The sequence below is a fragment of the Methylobacterium sp. WL1 genome (genome assembly GCF_008000895.1).
Taxonomy (GTDB): Bacteria; Pseudomonadota; Alphaproteobacteria; order Rhizobiales; family Beijerinckiaceae; genus Methylobacterium.
The window spans coordinates 5,923,450-5,937,989 of record NZ_CP042823.1; the positions used below are offsets into that span (position 1 = coordinate 5,923,450).

13 protein-coding genes are annotated in these 14,540 nt (G+C 67.4%); 5 read left to right on the forward strand and 8 right to left on the reverse strand.

All coding sequences use genetic code 11. The features are described 5' to 3' along the window. Positions 1 to 8: 8 nt before the first annotated feature. On the forward strand, positions 9 to 1,445 hold the full coding sequence (locus FVA80_RS28820; RefSeq protein ID WP_147905986.1) for a hypothetical protein: 1,437 nt from the start codon (positions 9 to 11) through the stop codon (positions 1,443 to 1,445). 74 nt (positions 1,446 to 1,519) lie between these two features. Here the strand turns inward: FVA80_RS28820 and FVA80_RS28825 are convergent, their stop codons facing one another. The 3 genes from FVA80_RS28825 to FVA80_RS28835 form a co-directional block, all read right to left on the reverse strand. Further along, a complete protein-coding gene (locus FVA80_RS28825) occupies positions 1,520 to 2,647 on the reverse strand; it encodes a glycosyltransferase (protein WP_147905985.1) in 1,128 nt (375 codons plus the stop codon). Between the two features lie 249 nt (positions 2,648 to 2,896). Next, on the reverse strand, positions 2,897 to 4,561 hold the full coding sequence (locus FVA80_RS28830; protein ID WP_147905984.1) for a Wzz/FepE/Etk N-terminal domain-containing protein: 1,665 nt from the start codon (positions 4,559 to 4,561) through the stop codon (positions 2,897 to 2,899). After that, a complete protein-coding gene (locus FVA80_RS28835) occupies positions 4,558 to 6,405 on the reverse strand; it encodes a glycosyltransferase (RefSeq protein WP_246692191.1) in 1,848 nt (615 codons plus the stop codon). Before FVA80_RS28835 ends, FVA80_RS28830 begins: the two co-directional genes overlap by 4 nt. Here FVA80_RS28835 and FVA80_RS31770 point away from each other — a divergent pair. Then, positions 6,382 to 6,735: a hypothetical protein gene (locus tag FVA80_RS31770; RefSeq protein ID WP_246692192.1), complete on the forward strand. Its 354-nt coding sequence runs from the start codon at positions 6,382 to 6,384 to the stop codon at positions 6,733 to 6,735. The two genes, FVA80_RS28835 and FVA80_RS31770, sit on opposite strands and share 24 nt — an antisense overlap. Positions 6,736 to 6,869: 134 nt before the next feature. Here the strand turns inward: FVA80_RS31770 and FVA80_RS28840 are convergent, their stop codons facing one another. The 3 genes from FVA80_RS28840 to FVA80_RS28850 all read right to left on the reverse strand — a co-directional run bounded on the left by FVA80_RS28840 (position 6,870) and on the right by FVA80_RS28850 (position 10,027). Next, complete coding sequence (locus tag FVA80_RS28840) at positions 6,870 to 7,562, reverse strand: class I SAM-dependent methyltransferase (protein WP_147905982.1); 693 nt, start codon at positions 7,560 to 7,562, stop codon at positions 6,870 to 6,872. Positions 7,563 to 8,081: 519 nt separating this feature from the next. Beyond that, positions 8,082 to 9,320 carry a glycosyltransferase gene (locus FVA80_RS28845; RefSeq protein ID WP_147905981.1) on the reverse strand — a complete coding sequence of 413 codons (1,239 nt, stop codon included), beginning with the start codon at positions 9,318 to 9,320 and terminating at the stop codon, positions 8,082 to 8,084. Beyond that, positions 9,317 to 10,027, reverse strand: coding sequence for an HAD hydrolase-like protein (locus FVA80_RS28850; protein ID WP_348642410.1), 711 nt, complete (start codon positions 10,025 to 10,027; stop codon positions 9,317 to 9,319). The genes FVA80_RS28845 and FVA80_RS28850 overlap by 4 nt, the downstream gene beginning before the upstream one ends. On the opposite strand from FVA80_RS28850, the gene FVA80_RS31775 reads away from it, so the two are divergent. Then, a complete protein-coding gene (locus FVA80_RS31775) occupies positions 9,929 to 10,282 on the forward strand; it encodes a hypothetical protein (protein WP_246692194.1) in 354 nt (117 codons plus the stop codon). The two genes, FVA80_RS28850 and FVA80_RS31775, sit on opposite strands and share 99 nt — an antisense overlap. A 140-nt stretch (positions 10,283 to 10,422) precedes the next feature. Here FVA80_RS31775 and FVA80_RS28855 read toward each other — a convergent pair whose 3' ends face one another. Next, complete coding sequence (locus tag FVA80_RS28855) at positions 10,423 to 11,307, reverse strand: glycoside hydrolase family 16 protein (protein WP_147905979.1); 885 nt, start codon at positions 11,305 to 11,307, stop codon at positions 10,423 to 10,425. Positions 11,308 to 11,683: 376 nt separating this feature from the next. Next, entirely contained in the window at positions 11,684 to 12,337 is a 654-nt protein-coding gene (locus FVA80_RS28860; RefSeq protein ID WP_147905978.1) for a protein-L-isoaspartate O-methyltransferase, read from the reverse strand. A gap of 314 nt (positions 12,338 to 12,651) precedes the next feature. On the opposite strand from FVA80_RS28860, the gene FVA80_RS28865 reads away from it, so the two are divergent. After that, the gene (locus tag FVA80_RS28865; protein WP_187193543.1) at positions 12,652 to 13,926 is read left to right on the forward strand and encodes a PQQ-dependent sugar dehydrogenase; all 1,275 of its coding nucleotides are present in this window, start codon (positions 12,652 to 12,654) and stop codon (positions 13,924 to 13,926) included. Continuing rightward, complete coding sequence (locus FVA80_RS28870; protein ID WP_147905977.1) at positions 13,926 to 14,534, forward strand: c-type cytochrome; 609 nt, start codon at positions 13,926 to 13,928, stop codon at positions 14,532 to 14,534. The genes FVA80_RS28865 and FVA80_RS28870 overlap by 1 nt, the downstream gene beginning before the upstream one ends. Positions 14,535 to 14,540: the final 6 nt, after the last annotated feature.

The following is a 14,540-nucleotide window of genomic DNA, read 5'->3' on the forward strand; positions in this document are numbered from 1 at the left end:
GGCGGATCATGAGCTTCGAACCGATCGGTGCGATCACGATCGTCGTCGGGTTGTTCTGCCTGCTCTTCGGCACCCGATCCACCGTCGTGGCGTTCGTGGTGTTCTGCACGCTCGGGTCCGCAGCCGCGCTCCTGCTCGGCGGCGCCAACATCCAGCCGGCTCACCTGTTTCTGGTCTTCCTGGGCATCTCGACCCTGTTCTGGCGCAAGACGGCCGTCGAGACGCTGGAGGCGCTCAAGATCACAGAGCCGGGCTTCTGGCTGATGTGCCTCGTCCTGTACGGCGTGCTGAGCAGCTATGTCATGCCGCGGCTGTTCGCCGACGCGACCTACATCATCCCGCTCGGGACCTCGGCGTATCAAAGCACCAGTGACGGCTCGGTGCCGCTGGGACCGGTCTCCAGCAACCTGACCCAGCCGATCTATCTGATCGGCGACCTGTTCTGCTTCCTCATGATCGCGACCGTGGGATCGACGCAGCGGGGCCTCGAGACGCTCGCCACCGCGCTGATCGCCTACGCGGCCACCAATATCGGCTTCGGCATCCTCGACCTGGTGACCAGCGCCACCGGCACGCAGGAGGCGCTCCAGTTCATCCGGAACGCCCAGTACACCTTCCACGACGAGGAGGTGGTCGGCACGATGCGGCGGATCATCGGCTCCTGGCCGGAAGCGTCCGCCTTCGCCAGCATGACGCTGGGGGCGCTCGGCTTCACCGGCATGCTGTGGTTGTGCGGACGAAAGCCCCTCGTCACAGGAACCCTGGCCCTGCTTTCCCTGGTGTTCGTGGTGATCTCGACCTCGTCGACCGGGCTGGTCGGCGCCGTCGTCGTGCTGGGGCTGCTCTACGCCACCGCACTGCAGCGGTGCAGCCTGCGCCCGCAGGACCGGTTCAGCGCCGCGACGGTCGTCCTCGGCCCGCTCATCCTCTGCCTGATCGTCCTGCTGGTGCTGGCGACCGAGGGGGTCGGCGAGAAGATCTACGAATACGTCGATGCGCTGATCCTGAGCAAGGGGCAGACGGAGTCCGGCGTCCAGCGCTCGTCCTGGAACGCCCTGGCTCTGCAAAACTTCTTCGATACCTGGGGCCTGGGCGTCGGTCTCGGCACCAACCGGACCTCCAGCTTCCCGCTGGCGATCCTGTCGAATGTCGGCGTCCCGGGGGCCGTGTTCTACCTGTTGTTCATCGCGACCGTCTTCGGTGTGCGCCGGGGCGAGCCTCGCAGCTATCCGAGCGACGTGCGCTCCGCCGCCCGGGTCGCCTGCCTGTCCCTGCTGACGGGCGCCATCATCGCCGGACCCACGGTCGACCAGAGCCTGCTGTTCTATGTCTTCGCCGGCGTGGCGTCCGCCTGGCCGGAGCGTCAGCGGATCGCGGCCGCGCCGGCTCCGAGGCTGCTGCCCGGCCCGATCGCCCTGGGCCACGTGCGAAGCGCGCTCCGATAGCGCAACGCCCCTGAAGCGGATCATAGGGCCGGTGCACCGGAGCGGTTCCGCTGCCCGGTCCGTTGCGTGCGCGCTCAGACCCGCCGGGACGCCTCGACGGCTTGCCTGATGGCGTCCGCGTGGATCTTCGTCGAGTTCTCGACGCTGTACCGATCGATATTCTGCCGCCTGTAATCCGCGAACGTTCTCTCTTCGTCGATCCGGTCGCAATAGTCGTTCATGGCCTCGACGAGGGCGGCCTCGTCGCCCGATGGGACGAGTTGCCCGAGGCGACGGTCGATCAGGATGTCGCTCGGCCCGAACTCGCAATCGGTCGAGATGACCGGCAGCCCGCACCGGAGCGCCTCGCAGATGGCAAGCGACCAGCCCTCCCATCGCGACGTCGCGACGAAGACGTCGCTCGCGTAGAGCACCTGCTGCGGGTTGTCGGGATGATACTCGAGCGTGACGACGTCACCGAGGCCGAGGCGCTGGATCTGCTCGGACAGGGCGGGCTTGTCGGCGCCGTGGCCGACGAGACGCAGCCGGATATCCTGCCGGCGCTTGTAGAGCGCGGCGAACGCGTCGACCAGGATGTCCTGGCCCTTCTGGTAGTCGTAACGTCCGACATTCACGAACGTCACCAGGCCGGCCGTCGGCTTGTCGTCGGGCCCGGGCGCTTCGAACGTCCGCACCGGGTTCGGCACCCAGACCGTCGGCCTGCGGCAGTTGAAGTCCTCGGTGAAGGCGCGAAGCTGCCGGGGCGAGGTGCCGAACACCACGGCCACGCGGCGAAGGACGAGATGCCGGAGGAGGAAGAACAGGATCTTCGCCTTCAGGTGCCCGCTCTCCCGGCGCGGATTCCCGTGGAGGTGCATCGCGATGGGCTGCTTCAAGCCCAGGCGCGAGAACCAGAAGATCACCGCCGGTTCGATCTGCGGAACGACGACGAGATCGTAGTGCTTCTCGCGCACGACGCTGCGGAACGCCCGTATCAGGCCGAGGCGCGTCGATCCCGGGCGCCGGACGATGGTGTAGGTCCGCGGGAGGGGCGGATGGTTCCTGTGCTCGGAGACGAGCAAGACATCGACATCGAACGTGTCGCCGTAGGTTTTGGCCAGTTCCGTGCAGATTGCGTCGTTGACGCGCTCGATCCCCGCAAACACCGTCGTGCCGGGCTGGCAATAAAGGACTTTGATCTTTCGATCCGTCGCGGGGGCCATCGGGGACACTCTGAGTCGAGGCGGGCAGGGGTGATGATCGCCGAAGGCAGCGGAGACGGCGAATCGTCAGGCGATCCCCACCGGAGCGGAGGGCGGTTCGGGGGTAGGCGGCGCACCGGGATACGAACCGGCCCCGTGGCACGACGCGACGCGCGCGTCGTGCACGAAACCGATAGCGAATCGGTGCGCTGGTTTTCCGGCCCGCATCATCGTCGAGCGAACGGCGGCCGCCACCTTACGGGAACGGCTCTAGGCGCGATTGAGGACGGCACCGATCACGCTGGCGCCGGCGCTGCGCAGGCCGTTCACGGCATCCGACAGTTCGTCGACCGTGGTGCGTCCGGCCTCGGCCACGATGATCACCGCATCGGCGCGCCGGGCCGCGGCCCGGGTCTCGGCGGAGACCGACAGGGGCGGCAGGTCGAGGATGACGGAACCCGTCTGCCGCATGTGGTCGAGTACCTTCTGGAAGGCCGGCGCCCCCAGGTAGACGCGGCTGTTGGCCGCCGTGTTCGGCAGGCGCGCGGGCAGCACGGAGATCCCGCCGTAATCGAGCAGCTTGGCGCCGGGGATGCGGCTCGGATCCTCGATCAGATCGGCCAGGCAGGTCCCGTCCCAGTTGTCGACGTCGTAGGTCAGCGAGCGCGGGGCGGATCCGTGGATGTCGGCGTCGATCATCGTCACCGACCGGCCGCTCTCCCGGATGATCCGGGCCAGGTTGAGCCCGATCAGCGAGGTCCCGGAATTCGCCGTGCAGCCGACGAGAGCGACGACGGCCTCGCTGTCTCCGGGACGGCTCGACAGGGCGAGCTGGATCGATGTCCGCAGGTCGCGGATGCCGGATGCGAAGCCGCTGTTACCGAGCCACAGCGTCGTGGCGGAGCGTAGGTCCGTCGGGCCGCGCCGTCCGGCCACGCCCTTGCGCGACACGTCGGGCATGATGGCGAGACACGGGATGCCGACGCGCTGGACCAGATCCTGGGGGGTGCGGATCCGCCGGTCGAGCGCCTGCCGCAGGGCGACGGCCAGCAACCCGCCAACGAGCCCGACCGTCAGGCCGAGGCCCAGGATCAGCGCCTTGCGCGGTGCCGACGGCCGGAGGGGCTGGAGGGCGGCCCCGATCACCCGGGCATCGGCGTCCGGGGTCGGCGCGTCGGGAAGGCTGCCGTTGGACACGGCCGTCGCCGCCGACCGCGCCTGCGAGGTGAGGGCGTTGACGCGGCCCTGCAGGAACTCGGCGCCGTTCTTGGCGGCGTCGGCCTTCGCGGCGATCGACTGCCAGAGATAGGCCGAGACCGCGGCGTTCGCGATCCGGCGCGCCAAGGTCGGATTGGGTGAGCTGTAGGAGACCTCGACGACGTAGGATTGTCCGACCCGCCGCACGCCGAATTGCTGCGCGAAGCTTTCGAACTGGCGCTGCTGTACGACCTCGGGGCTCGGCGGCGGCGGCTCGGGAATGCCGAGCAACGACTTGATGCTCAGCCCCGATCGCTCGGACTTGCCGGCGGAGGACGCGCCGAATTCCGCGCTGTTGGCGAGCCCGAGGCTGTTAAAGACGTTGAACAGCAGGCGCTCGGAGCGGAGCACCTGGATTTCGCTCTCGGCGCGGCCGCCGTCGAGGCTCGGCGCGAGCGAGCCCTCCGGCGATCCGGAACCGGCCTGGCGGCGCGGCTCGAGCAGCAGGGTCGCGGTCGCGGTGAATACCGGCGTGGCGGTGGCCGCGTACAGCGCGGCGACGCCCACGCAGAACAGGATCCAGAGTCCCACCACGAACTTGTGGCGCCGGGCTGCCTTCAGGGCAGCCGTGATCACAGCTAGGGGGCCGTCCGGAACGCCTACGGAGGTGGCCTCCGGGAACGGCCAGACGACCTGCGGCCGATCCTGCGAGATCCGATTTTGATCGTGCGCGCTCATCTCACGGCTTTCCGTCGGATCTCAAGGGCCCGTTCAGGTTCGAGGCGTCCCAGGAGCGCGTCGGCGGCGCCTCGCAGGTTGCCCCGCAATCGGCCGCGCCGATCGATGAACGGCTCGGGGACGGCCGATCGGGCCAGATTGCTGGTGAAATTGCGAAACAAGTGGTCGGCCACCTGAGCGTAAGTCATCGTTCCCTTACGCAGCATGTACAGGGGATTAACCACCTGCGAATAGCCGAGGCGGTCGCCGGCGATCCGGCCGCCCTTCACACCCATGTGGACGCCGCGCGCCGCCATGCATTTCACGAGCCGCCCGCCCTTCGCCCGCAGGGCCGCGCCGAAATCGCGGTCCTCCAGCCAGCCGTAGAGGACCAGACGCTCGTCGAACCGCAGGCTGCCGATGGCCGAGCGCCGGAACGCCATGTTGCAGCCGTACGGGCTAAACGGCTCGATCAGCGGCGCCGGGACGAACGGCCCGCTCTCGCTCAGGAGCCGGTCGACCTCTGCGAAGCTCAGGCCAGGCCCCTTGATGCCGTCCGCCAGCACGTCGCCCGTGACGGCGACGATATCCGGCTCGTCGCGGAACAGCCGGGCGGCGACATCGAGCCAGTGGGCCTCCGGCACGAAGTCGTCGTCGAAGAAGGCGACGACATCGACGGTGTCGGGCAGGGCGGCAAGCGCAGCGTTGCGCTGGGTCGCCAGGCCTGGGCGGCCGGTGACGACCGTCACGTCGCCCCAGGTCGCGGCCTCCCCGGCATCCTCCGGCTTGATGCACGAGATGATCACCGAGGCCGGCTTGTAGGTCTGCCGATCGAGGATGCGCCGCAGGGTCTGCGCCACGACCTCCGGCCGACCCAGGGTCGCGATCACGACCGCGATGCTGGGAGAGGCCGACGCCGTGCGGGGCCGCCCGACGTCTCGCCGCTTGGGCGCCCGCATCACATCCATGTAACCCTGCGCGGTCTCGACCCAGGAGAACTGGGCGGCCTGGCCGCGTCCGCGGCCGATCAGGTCCTCCCGAAGACTGGCGCTGCCCAGAAGGGCCCGGACATGCGCCAACCAAAGCTCCGGTCGATCGGGGGGCGCGAGGAGCGCGGCGGTGCCGCAGATCTCCGGCAGGCTCGCCCGATCGGTGGAGATGACAGGGCAGCCCCACGCCATCGCCTCGAGCGCCGGAAGCCCGAACCCCTCGGTCAGCGACGGGAACGCCAGGCACAGGGCGCGTTCGAGAAGGTAGGCGAGATCGTCGTCTGTCACGAAGCCGAGATGCTGCACGTTCTCGCTGCGCTGCAACGCCTCCGCGGCGAAGATCCCGGCCTGGCCGCCGGCGATGATCAGGTCGACGCCGAGATCGGCGAACGCGCTCGCCAGGCCGAGCAGCAGACCGAGATTCTTGTGGCGCGCGCGCGAACCCAGCGCCAGCACGAACGGCCGCTCGGTCCCGTCCGGGTTGCGCCGCGGCGCCGATAGCGCCCGGCTCGCCCGCGTGGGATCCCAGGCGTGAACGTGCTCGTGCCCATTGGGCAGGACGACGATGTCGGAAACCTTCAGGGACAGATGCTGCGCGATCTGACCGGCGGAAAAGTCCGAGACGGTCGAGATCCGCGCCGCGCGCTGCGCCAGCAACGGCTGCAGAGTCCGGTAGAACGTGCGGAACGCGGTGCTGTAGCTCTCGGGTTCCAGGAACACGTTCGCATCGTGGATGCAGACCACCTGATCCGCCTTGAAGGCCGGCGCGGTGTTGCACAGATTGAGCAGCGGGCCCGGCCACGCACGCGGCAGAACGGCCTGCTCCCAGGCATGGCCGCCCGAGCGGCCGGCGTGCCTGAGCGGCGTCCCCGTCAAGCCGGGATCCTGAGTGCCGGCCGGCGCCAGCAAAGGGATTTCGGCTCCCTGCGCCGCAGCAGCGTGGCTTATGGCGCGGGTCACGTTCAGCGCGTACCGCTGGACGCCGGTCATCGATTGCGTCAGGAAGCGACCATTGATCCCAAACGATTCAGCCGCCGTCATGCCGCCGATAAACTCCAACTTCGAATTGACCTGAAATTTATTGATGTCGCCACTATGAACAAAGGTTCCTCTGAATATTTAGCCTGGCGAACGTCACTGTCTCAAGCCGGCGCTGCCTTTTCAATTGCTGAAACCCGTTTTGCACAATCGAGACGATATTACTAGTAAACGAGCCTTGAGGCGCCCGATCCTTACGCCGTCATTCGTCCGGGTACAAGAAACGGACGCTGCCCGCGCGGGCACCGCCCCCCGAAACGGCGCAGGGGATCGAGGAGGCTTCAGGGCGCGATCGATCCTGCTTATTCGGCCAGGACCAGCAGGGAATAGCCGCCGAGGACCCGCACCGTGAGATCCTGGTTCAGGGAGAACATCGCCCGGCGCGGAATCTTCATGAGGCGGCTCGAGAGCGCCTGATTGGGCAATTCGAGGCGGCCCGCCGTATAGGCGTGATCGATGATCCGGTAACCGCAATCCCGCAGGGTCGCCAGCGCCGATTCCTTGAAGAAGTAGTGCAGGTGGCCGACGCTCTTGCGCAGGTTCATGATCGGTCGCTCACGGAACAGCGACTGCACCGACAGATCCAGCGGGATATGGAAGATCTTGTATTTGGCCAGGGGGCGCATCTGCTTCATGAAGCCGATGTAATCCTCGACGTGCTCGATCACATCGATCGCCAGCATCACGTCGAATGGCGGAGCCTCAGCGTCGAACACGCTCTCGAGGTAGAACTTGGTCCGGCTCGTCTCCTTGCGCTTGGCGCGCTGGTAGGCGTGCGGGGAGACCTCGTATCCGTAGCCCTTCGAGAAATTGAAGGCCCGTTCCAGGTTGAGCAGGATGTCGCCGGTCCCGCATCCGACTTCGCAGAGCGTGTCGAACGTGACGGCGTTCTTGTTCATAATCCGGGCGATCTGCGTCGCCTTCCAGGGTGCGTCCTCCTCGTGCCAGCTTGGATTGTTCTCTGCGTACGTCTCACTCTGATAGATTTCTAACATACCATCGTTTCCTCACATCCGCATGATGGGGGATCGGTTTCTCGGGCCGTTAACGCTCCGGCGACCGATATGGCTTCATCACATCGCAGTTTTTTGTAGCTCAGATGGCTGCGCGCGCAACCATCCAGCTGGAATATCAACTGCTTAACGAGATGATCGTTAAGGCCAATAACTATCATTATTCTTTCTGAACGTCGGTTTTTGCCAACCGATCAGGCTTGCAGAAGTCGCCGGCGCGGGCGCACATTCTAACTGGCTTGAGGTGCCGAAAATCCCCCCAAGCGAAGAGATAGACCTAACGGCAGAAATATAGCGGTGAAAGACACGGCCAAGGCCGGATCAGTACTTATATCCGCGTTGTGTGCAGCGAATTGGTCATGGTCGAGACCACCTTTAACGGCCCCGGCCGGACGCTGCCTGGCACGTTGCAGCGAGAGTCGTTCTCGATCGCGTTGCCGCCGGGAACGGCTCTGTGCCCTTGCTTACACTGAATCGCCAGCCACTTCGGCCGCGAGCGCTCTAAGCCCTTGGGCTGCGTCGGCGCAGCGCCCGCAATTCCGAGCGCAGGGCACGGCCTGCATAGAGCAACTCGATGAGCGGGAGCGCGAGCCGGCCTCCCCGCGGGAACGTCCGAATGACGGCGCCCTCGCGCCAGAGGCTTTCGCGGATCTGCTGCACCGGGTTGATCGCGGCCGGGTTGGCAAACTGTGCGCGCAGCTCGGTCCGTCCGAAATCCCGCGACCGATGGCCGAGGTTCAAGGCCGTGACAGCCTGCTCGTTCGGCCAGACGACGGCATCCTTGAGGAACTGCCAAGCCTGCGCCGCATCCGGCTGAACCCTGTGCAGCGTGTCCGGCCCCAGGCTCTCGATGTAGGCGAGGACGCCGGTGAACAAGCCGGGCTGCGCGGGCGCGATGCGGTTCTCCCAGCCGGGGATCTGGAGATTCGCCCGCGGCGCGACCCCATCCTCGCCGGCCGTGAAGGTCCGAACGCTCGGGAGATCCGGTTCGAGGCACGCCTCGATCAATTGCCAAAAGCGGAGTGCCGAGGTTCGGACGTCCCACGGCTTGTATCCGTCGCTTTCGACGCTCAGGCCCACCAGACGGGAAAAATGTGGCGTCGGAAGCCGCTTGTAGTTGCAGCGGGCAAATTGGAGCCCGGACCATTGCCGATCCGGAATGCCCTCCTGGAGGATCCGCAGCGTGCTGCCGTACAAGCCGGTATCGACCAGGATGCCGTGGCGGCGCTCGCCCGTGCAGGCCGCCAGATGGGCGCGGAACAGCGCATCCTGCTCGGCGACCGCGCGGTGCAGCCTCGCCACGCCGGGCTCTTTCCCGGCCAACAGGGTGGTGAACACCGTCTTCTCGAACGGCTCGCGCCATGCCGGCGGGAGGTCGAGGTCGTCGCGTTGTGCCAGGGCGGCTGCGATCTCGGCCATCGACTGGCCGCTGAACTCGCGTTCGAGTTCGGACAGGACCCCGGGGCTCGGCGGATCGAAGGCCGACCTGGCCGCGACGAGGCGCGACACCATCAGGTCGGCGTGCGGCAGGCGTTGGGGCAGGTCGGCCCGCTTCAGAAAATGCTCGTAGGCCAGCCTCAGGCGCAGGCCGCCCCGGGCGCAGAACAGGAGGACGGCGTCCTCGCCCTGCAGGAACCGCTCGAACATCCAGAGGCGGAGGCAGAACTCGGCCAGGATCGGGCCGAGCGCGACGCGCCCGAACGCCTCCGCGTCTAGCCGGCCTGAGTCGGGCACCGTCACGCCGGCCCGCCCGCCTGCGACACCCGCCCCGCGCGGATCCGGAGCCCGTGGAGCGCGCGGGCGCGCACGGCATCGGCCCGGCGCCGGAAGACGAGGTGCTTCGGTCGCAGGACCTGCAGGGTGCGCAATCCCGCGGCCTGGGCCATCGTGACGTCCGCCGTCGTGTCGTCGCCGATGTGGAGGATGTCGGCCGCTGCGACGCCCTCATGGCCCAGCACGACCTCGAACAGGGCGCCGGTCCGCTTCGTCGCGTTGTGGTCGGCGCTGGCGTAGATCCGGGCGACCGGATGGTCGGGGGCGTGCGCGGCGAGCAACTGCGCGATCGTCTCGCCCCGATGATAGGTGTCGCTGACGGCGATGATCCGGCATCCCGCCTGCGCCTGCTCGCGCAGCCACGCCAGCAGGACCGTGTTGGCCGCCAACTGAGCGATCTCGACCGCGATCTCGGCCTCGTGCAGGACCTCTGCGGCCTGCGCGTCGAGGCTGAGGATCCGTCCCATCGCGTCGATCATGTCGGCGAACCGGACATCCCCGGTGGGACACGAGAGGTCGAGCGCCCGATAGGCCTGCTTCTGGACGTCGATCCGGGCGTCGTAGATCGCCCCGGGATGCCGCACGATCCGCCGTTCGGCGGCCAGGCGCCGCGCGGCGAGCACGGCGATATCGTTGAACCGCTGACGCTCGGCACGGTGATCGCGGTGGAGCAGCGTATCAAATACGTCGCAGGAGATGATCCGGGCGGCCGCGGTTCTGGGAAGACGCATGAGGCCGTTTTAACCCTAAAAACCGGTGCGTATAGCCACCGCGGACACATCGCCCACCCAAGACCCGACATGCCCGCCAATCCGGATGGTTGGCAACAGCATGGTGCGCCGCGTGCGATATGTGCAGTGGATGATCCGAAAGTTAATAATATTCAGAAACAAATTCGCCGATTAGTACCGGCGTCGCTGGTTCAATGAAGCCGCGAACTTGGCCGAGACGGGATCCGCCTTCGAGGGTTTCGCCATCGCGATACCGAGAATCGCGATACGGAGACCTGCGTCGAACCGACATGCGGTTCGGCGCGCGGTGCTGAACGAAGGCGGCCCGTCGTAGAGCCTCACTCCTTGCAGACGGCGTCGCGCTTCGCCTCGTCGGGGGCGAAGGCGTAGACGTAATCGACCAGCAGGTCGGACGGGTTGGGCGTCTTGTCGATCGGCCAGCCGGAGCCGAGGGCGAGGTTGACGAGGATCATCAGAGGCTTGGTGTGCTCGGGCGGCGTCGGCGTCCGGCCGATCTCGCGCCGGTCGAGATAGAATACGATCCACTCCTTCGTGACATCGACCCCGTAGGTGTGGAAGCTGTCGTTCAGCGAGCCGCTCGGGACCGAGGTGATGATCTCGCCGCCGGTGTTCTTCTTCGGGTCGACCTTGTCCCAGATGTGCCAGACCGAATGGAATCCGTCCGGGAACTGGCCGTAGTATTCCAGCACGTCGATCTCGACCGACGGCGTCTTGTCGTCCTTCGACTTGTTCGAGTTCAGCCAGAAGGCGGGCCATACGCCCGGACCCGGCGGAAGCTTCATCCGGGCTTCGAAATATCCGTACATCAGCGCGAAGCCGGCGGTGGTGGGATCGGCCGAGGACAGGAGGCCCGACGTCCATTTCCCGTTCTCGTGCTTCCGGGCCCGGATCTTCAGGATTCCGTCCTTGACGATGAACGGTGCATTCTTCTCAGGGTCGGCGAAGATATCGATCGGGTCGATGAATTGTGCATCGCCGAAATCGCCGTTCCAGGGCGTGTGGGCCGACCATCGCGCCCGCTCGTTGTTGGACTTCGATACGCTCAAGTCGTTGAAATCGTCGGCGAAGACCTTCTTATACCGGCAGAGCTGCAGCGGCTCGCCCTGCGCTTTCAACTCCCGACATCCCGCCACGGTGGCGAGCCCGACCATGGCCGCAACGGTTGGGAATACCCATTTATTCCTCGTCACGCGTGCGCCCATTGGGTTTTCCTAAAATGTCGGTGAGTTTAAGCGTTCAGCTGGCGCCTTATTACAGGGTGTATAGAGTTTTGGTCTAGAGCTAAGATCCGAGGGGCGCCGACGCTCCGGGCTCGGAGCGGGGCCGTGTGGGGCTTGTGCGGCGCAACGGAGCGGGATTGGCCCTCGCGCGGGCACTTGGCCGCGCGCAGCGGCGGGGCCGGATTGCGCGATTACCATCCGGGCCGTCGGGCCGTCGGGCCGGCCGTGAAGGCGCCCTCGATCGGGTCCGCCGAGTGGCTGTAGCGGCGCAGGGCTGTCCCGTCAGGCCAAAACTTGTCCGCGCGACCGGTTTGCCTGCCCGGTCCCCCCAAGATCGGAAACGGCTCTCCCGTCCGGCTCAGAACGCGAACCCGACCTCGGCGGCGAACGCGTCGAGGAGCGGCAGCGAGGCGTCGAACAGCGGGCGGGAGCCGAAGGCGTCGCCGGCGCGCACGAACAGGGTCGCCTTGGCGTTGCGATGAGGGCCGAACACGCAGGCCAGGCGGCCGTCGTCCTTGAGTTGGTCGAGCAGCGCCTGCGGCCTGACCTCGACGCGGCCGTTGATCAGGATGACGTCGAACGGGGCCTGCTTGGGGGCGCCGGCCTCCAGCGGACCCTCGATCACCCGGGCCGAGGTTCCGAGTTTGCCACGGACCGCCTCGGCGAAACCGGGCGCCGATTCCAGAGCGGTCACGTCCGCGCCGAGTTCCGCCATCACGGCCGCAGCGTAACCGGTGCCGCTGCCGACATCGAGGGCGCTGGCGCCGGGCCGGATCTTGAGGGCCTGGATCAGTCGGGCCAGCACCATCGGCGCCGGCAGGCAACGGGCCTCGCCGTTGGCCCCGGCGAGATTCAGGGTCTGATCGATGTAGGCGAACGGCTCGCGGCCTTTCGGCACGAAGGTCTCGCGCGGCACCGTGTCGAACGCGTCGAGCACCGCGTTGTCGTTCACGTCGAAGGTCCGCAACTGGCAGTCGACCATCATCCGCCGCGCCTGCGCGTAATCGATCATCGATACGTGTCCTCGAACCGGATCGGAATGCTGCCCCGGCCGGGCCGCGGCGGACGCCAGGGGCCCCGGCCAAGCGCGAGCGTTCCGGACGCGCGCGTTTTCGGAGATCACCCGCCAAAAGGCAAGGTTCTCTCGGACGGGCACGTCGCCGACACGCCTGCCAACCGGCGAAGCGGATAGCGGAGCGCGGGTGACGACCGCATCCCGCTGTCGCGCGAGGGTTGTCCGCGGGCTCGCCTTGCACGGCTAGACGTTGAATAATGAGTACAGACCGGACCGGGCGATCCAAGACGCCGGCCGTATCGGGAGACACCATGATTCCAGCCAGCAAGCCGATCCTGAGCCGCGGGCTCGCCACCGCGCTCGCCTGCCTGGGCCTCGGGACCCTCGCTCCGGGCGGATCGCGCGCTCAGGAGACGCCGGCCAGCTCGGCGCCCCCGGCCACCGTGCAGGTCGACCGCGGCTCGGCGCTCTACGGACGCCCGGAAGGCGGGGACGCGGCCAAGCTCGCCCCGGTAGCGGGGCCACCCCTGGCCACCGCCGCCGCCAAGCTGCCGCTCGACAAGCTGAAGGTGCCGGAGGGCTTCAAGGTCGAGGTCTATGCCAGCGGCCTCGCCAACGCGCGCTCGATGACGCAGGCGCCGGACGGCACGCTGTTCATCGGCACCCGCACGGTCGGCAAGGTCTACGCGGTGCTGCCGCAGGCCGGGCCGGACGGCAAGCGCGTGGTGAAGACCATCGCGTCCGGCCTCCACCGTCCGAACGGCGTCGCGTTCCACGACGGCGCCCTGTACGTGGCCGAGCTGTCCAAGATCTGGCGCTACAACGACATCGCCAAGCACCTCGATGGCGCCGAGAAGCCGACCCTCGTCTACGACGACCTGCCGAAGGACGAGGCCCATGGCTGGAAGTTCATCGCCATCGGTCCGGACAACAAGCTCTACGTCCCGGTCGGCGCGCCCGGCAACATCGTGATGCCCCCGGACACGCACGCCCAGATCCGGCGCATCGATCTCGATGGCAAGAACGCCGAGGTGGTCGCCCGCGGGGTGCGCAACACGGTGGGCTTCGACTGGAACCCGAAGACCAAGCAGCTCTGGTTCACCGACAATGGCCGCGACTGGGTCTCTGAGGACATCCCGAACGACGAGCTGAACGTGCTGACCGAACCCGGCAAGCAGCATTTCGGCTACCCGTTCTGCCACCAGGGCACGTTCACCGATCCCGAATACGGCTGGGGCCATTCCTGCTCGGAATTCACGGCCCCGGCGGGCCTGCTCGGGCCGCACACGGCCTCGCTCGGCATGCGGTTCTACACCGGCGCGCAGTTCCCGGAGGCTTACAAGGATGCGGTCTTCATCGCCCGGCACGGGTCCTGGAACCGCACGACGAAGCTCGGGGGCGACGTGGTGATGGCGAAGCTCGGCCCGGACGGCAAGGTCGCATCCGTCGAGCCGTTCCTGACCGGCTTCCTGCAGGACAACAAGTATGCCGGGCGCCCGGCGGACGTGCTGGTCGCCAAGGACGGGTCGCTGCTCGTCTCGGACGATTACAACGGCGCGATCTACCGCGTCAGCTACGGCCAGTGATGCGCGGTCCGTCGAGGATCGGGGTTGTCCGGGGGCTCGCGCTGCCCCTCGGCGCCCTGCTGGCGGGTGCGGCTCTGGCCGCGCCCCAGTCGACCGTACCCCAGTCGGCCGTGCCGGAGCGGCTGGCCCCGTGCGTGGCCTGCCACGGGAGCGGCACCTCCGAGACCGAGGGTGTACCCTCGCTCGGCGGACAGCAGGCGGATTATGTCGTGACGCAGCTGTTCCAGTTCCGGGAGAAGCAGCGCGAGGCCCCGCCGATGAACGACGTCGCCGCCGGCTTCTCCGACGACGACCTGCGCGCCTATGCCGATGCGGTCGCGACCCTGCCGCCCCCCGCGTGGTCGGGGCCGGCTGCGGACCCGGCCCTGGTGGCACGCGCGCAGGCGCTGGTCTCCAAGCACCAGTGCAATTCCTGCCACGGCGCCGACTTGGCCGGCCGGGATGCGATTCCCCGAATTCGGGCGCAGCGGGAAGAGGTCCTCGCGCAGGCGCTCGCGGCCTACAAGTCGAACGCCCGGCCGGGCTACGACCCCGCGATGAACGAAGTCGCGCAGGGCCTGAGCGAGGCCGACATCAAGGATCTGGCGGCCTACGTGGCCCGGCTGTAGGCAGCG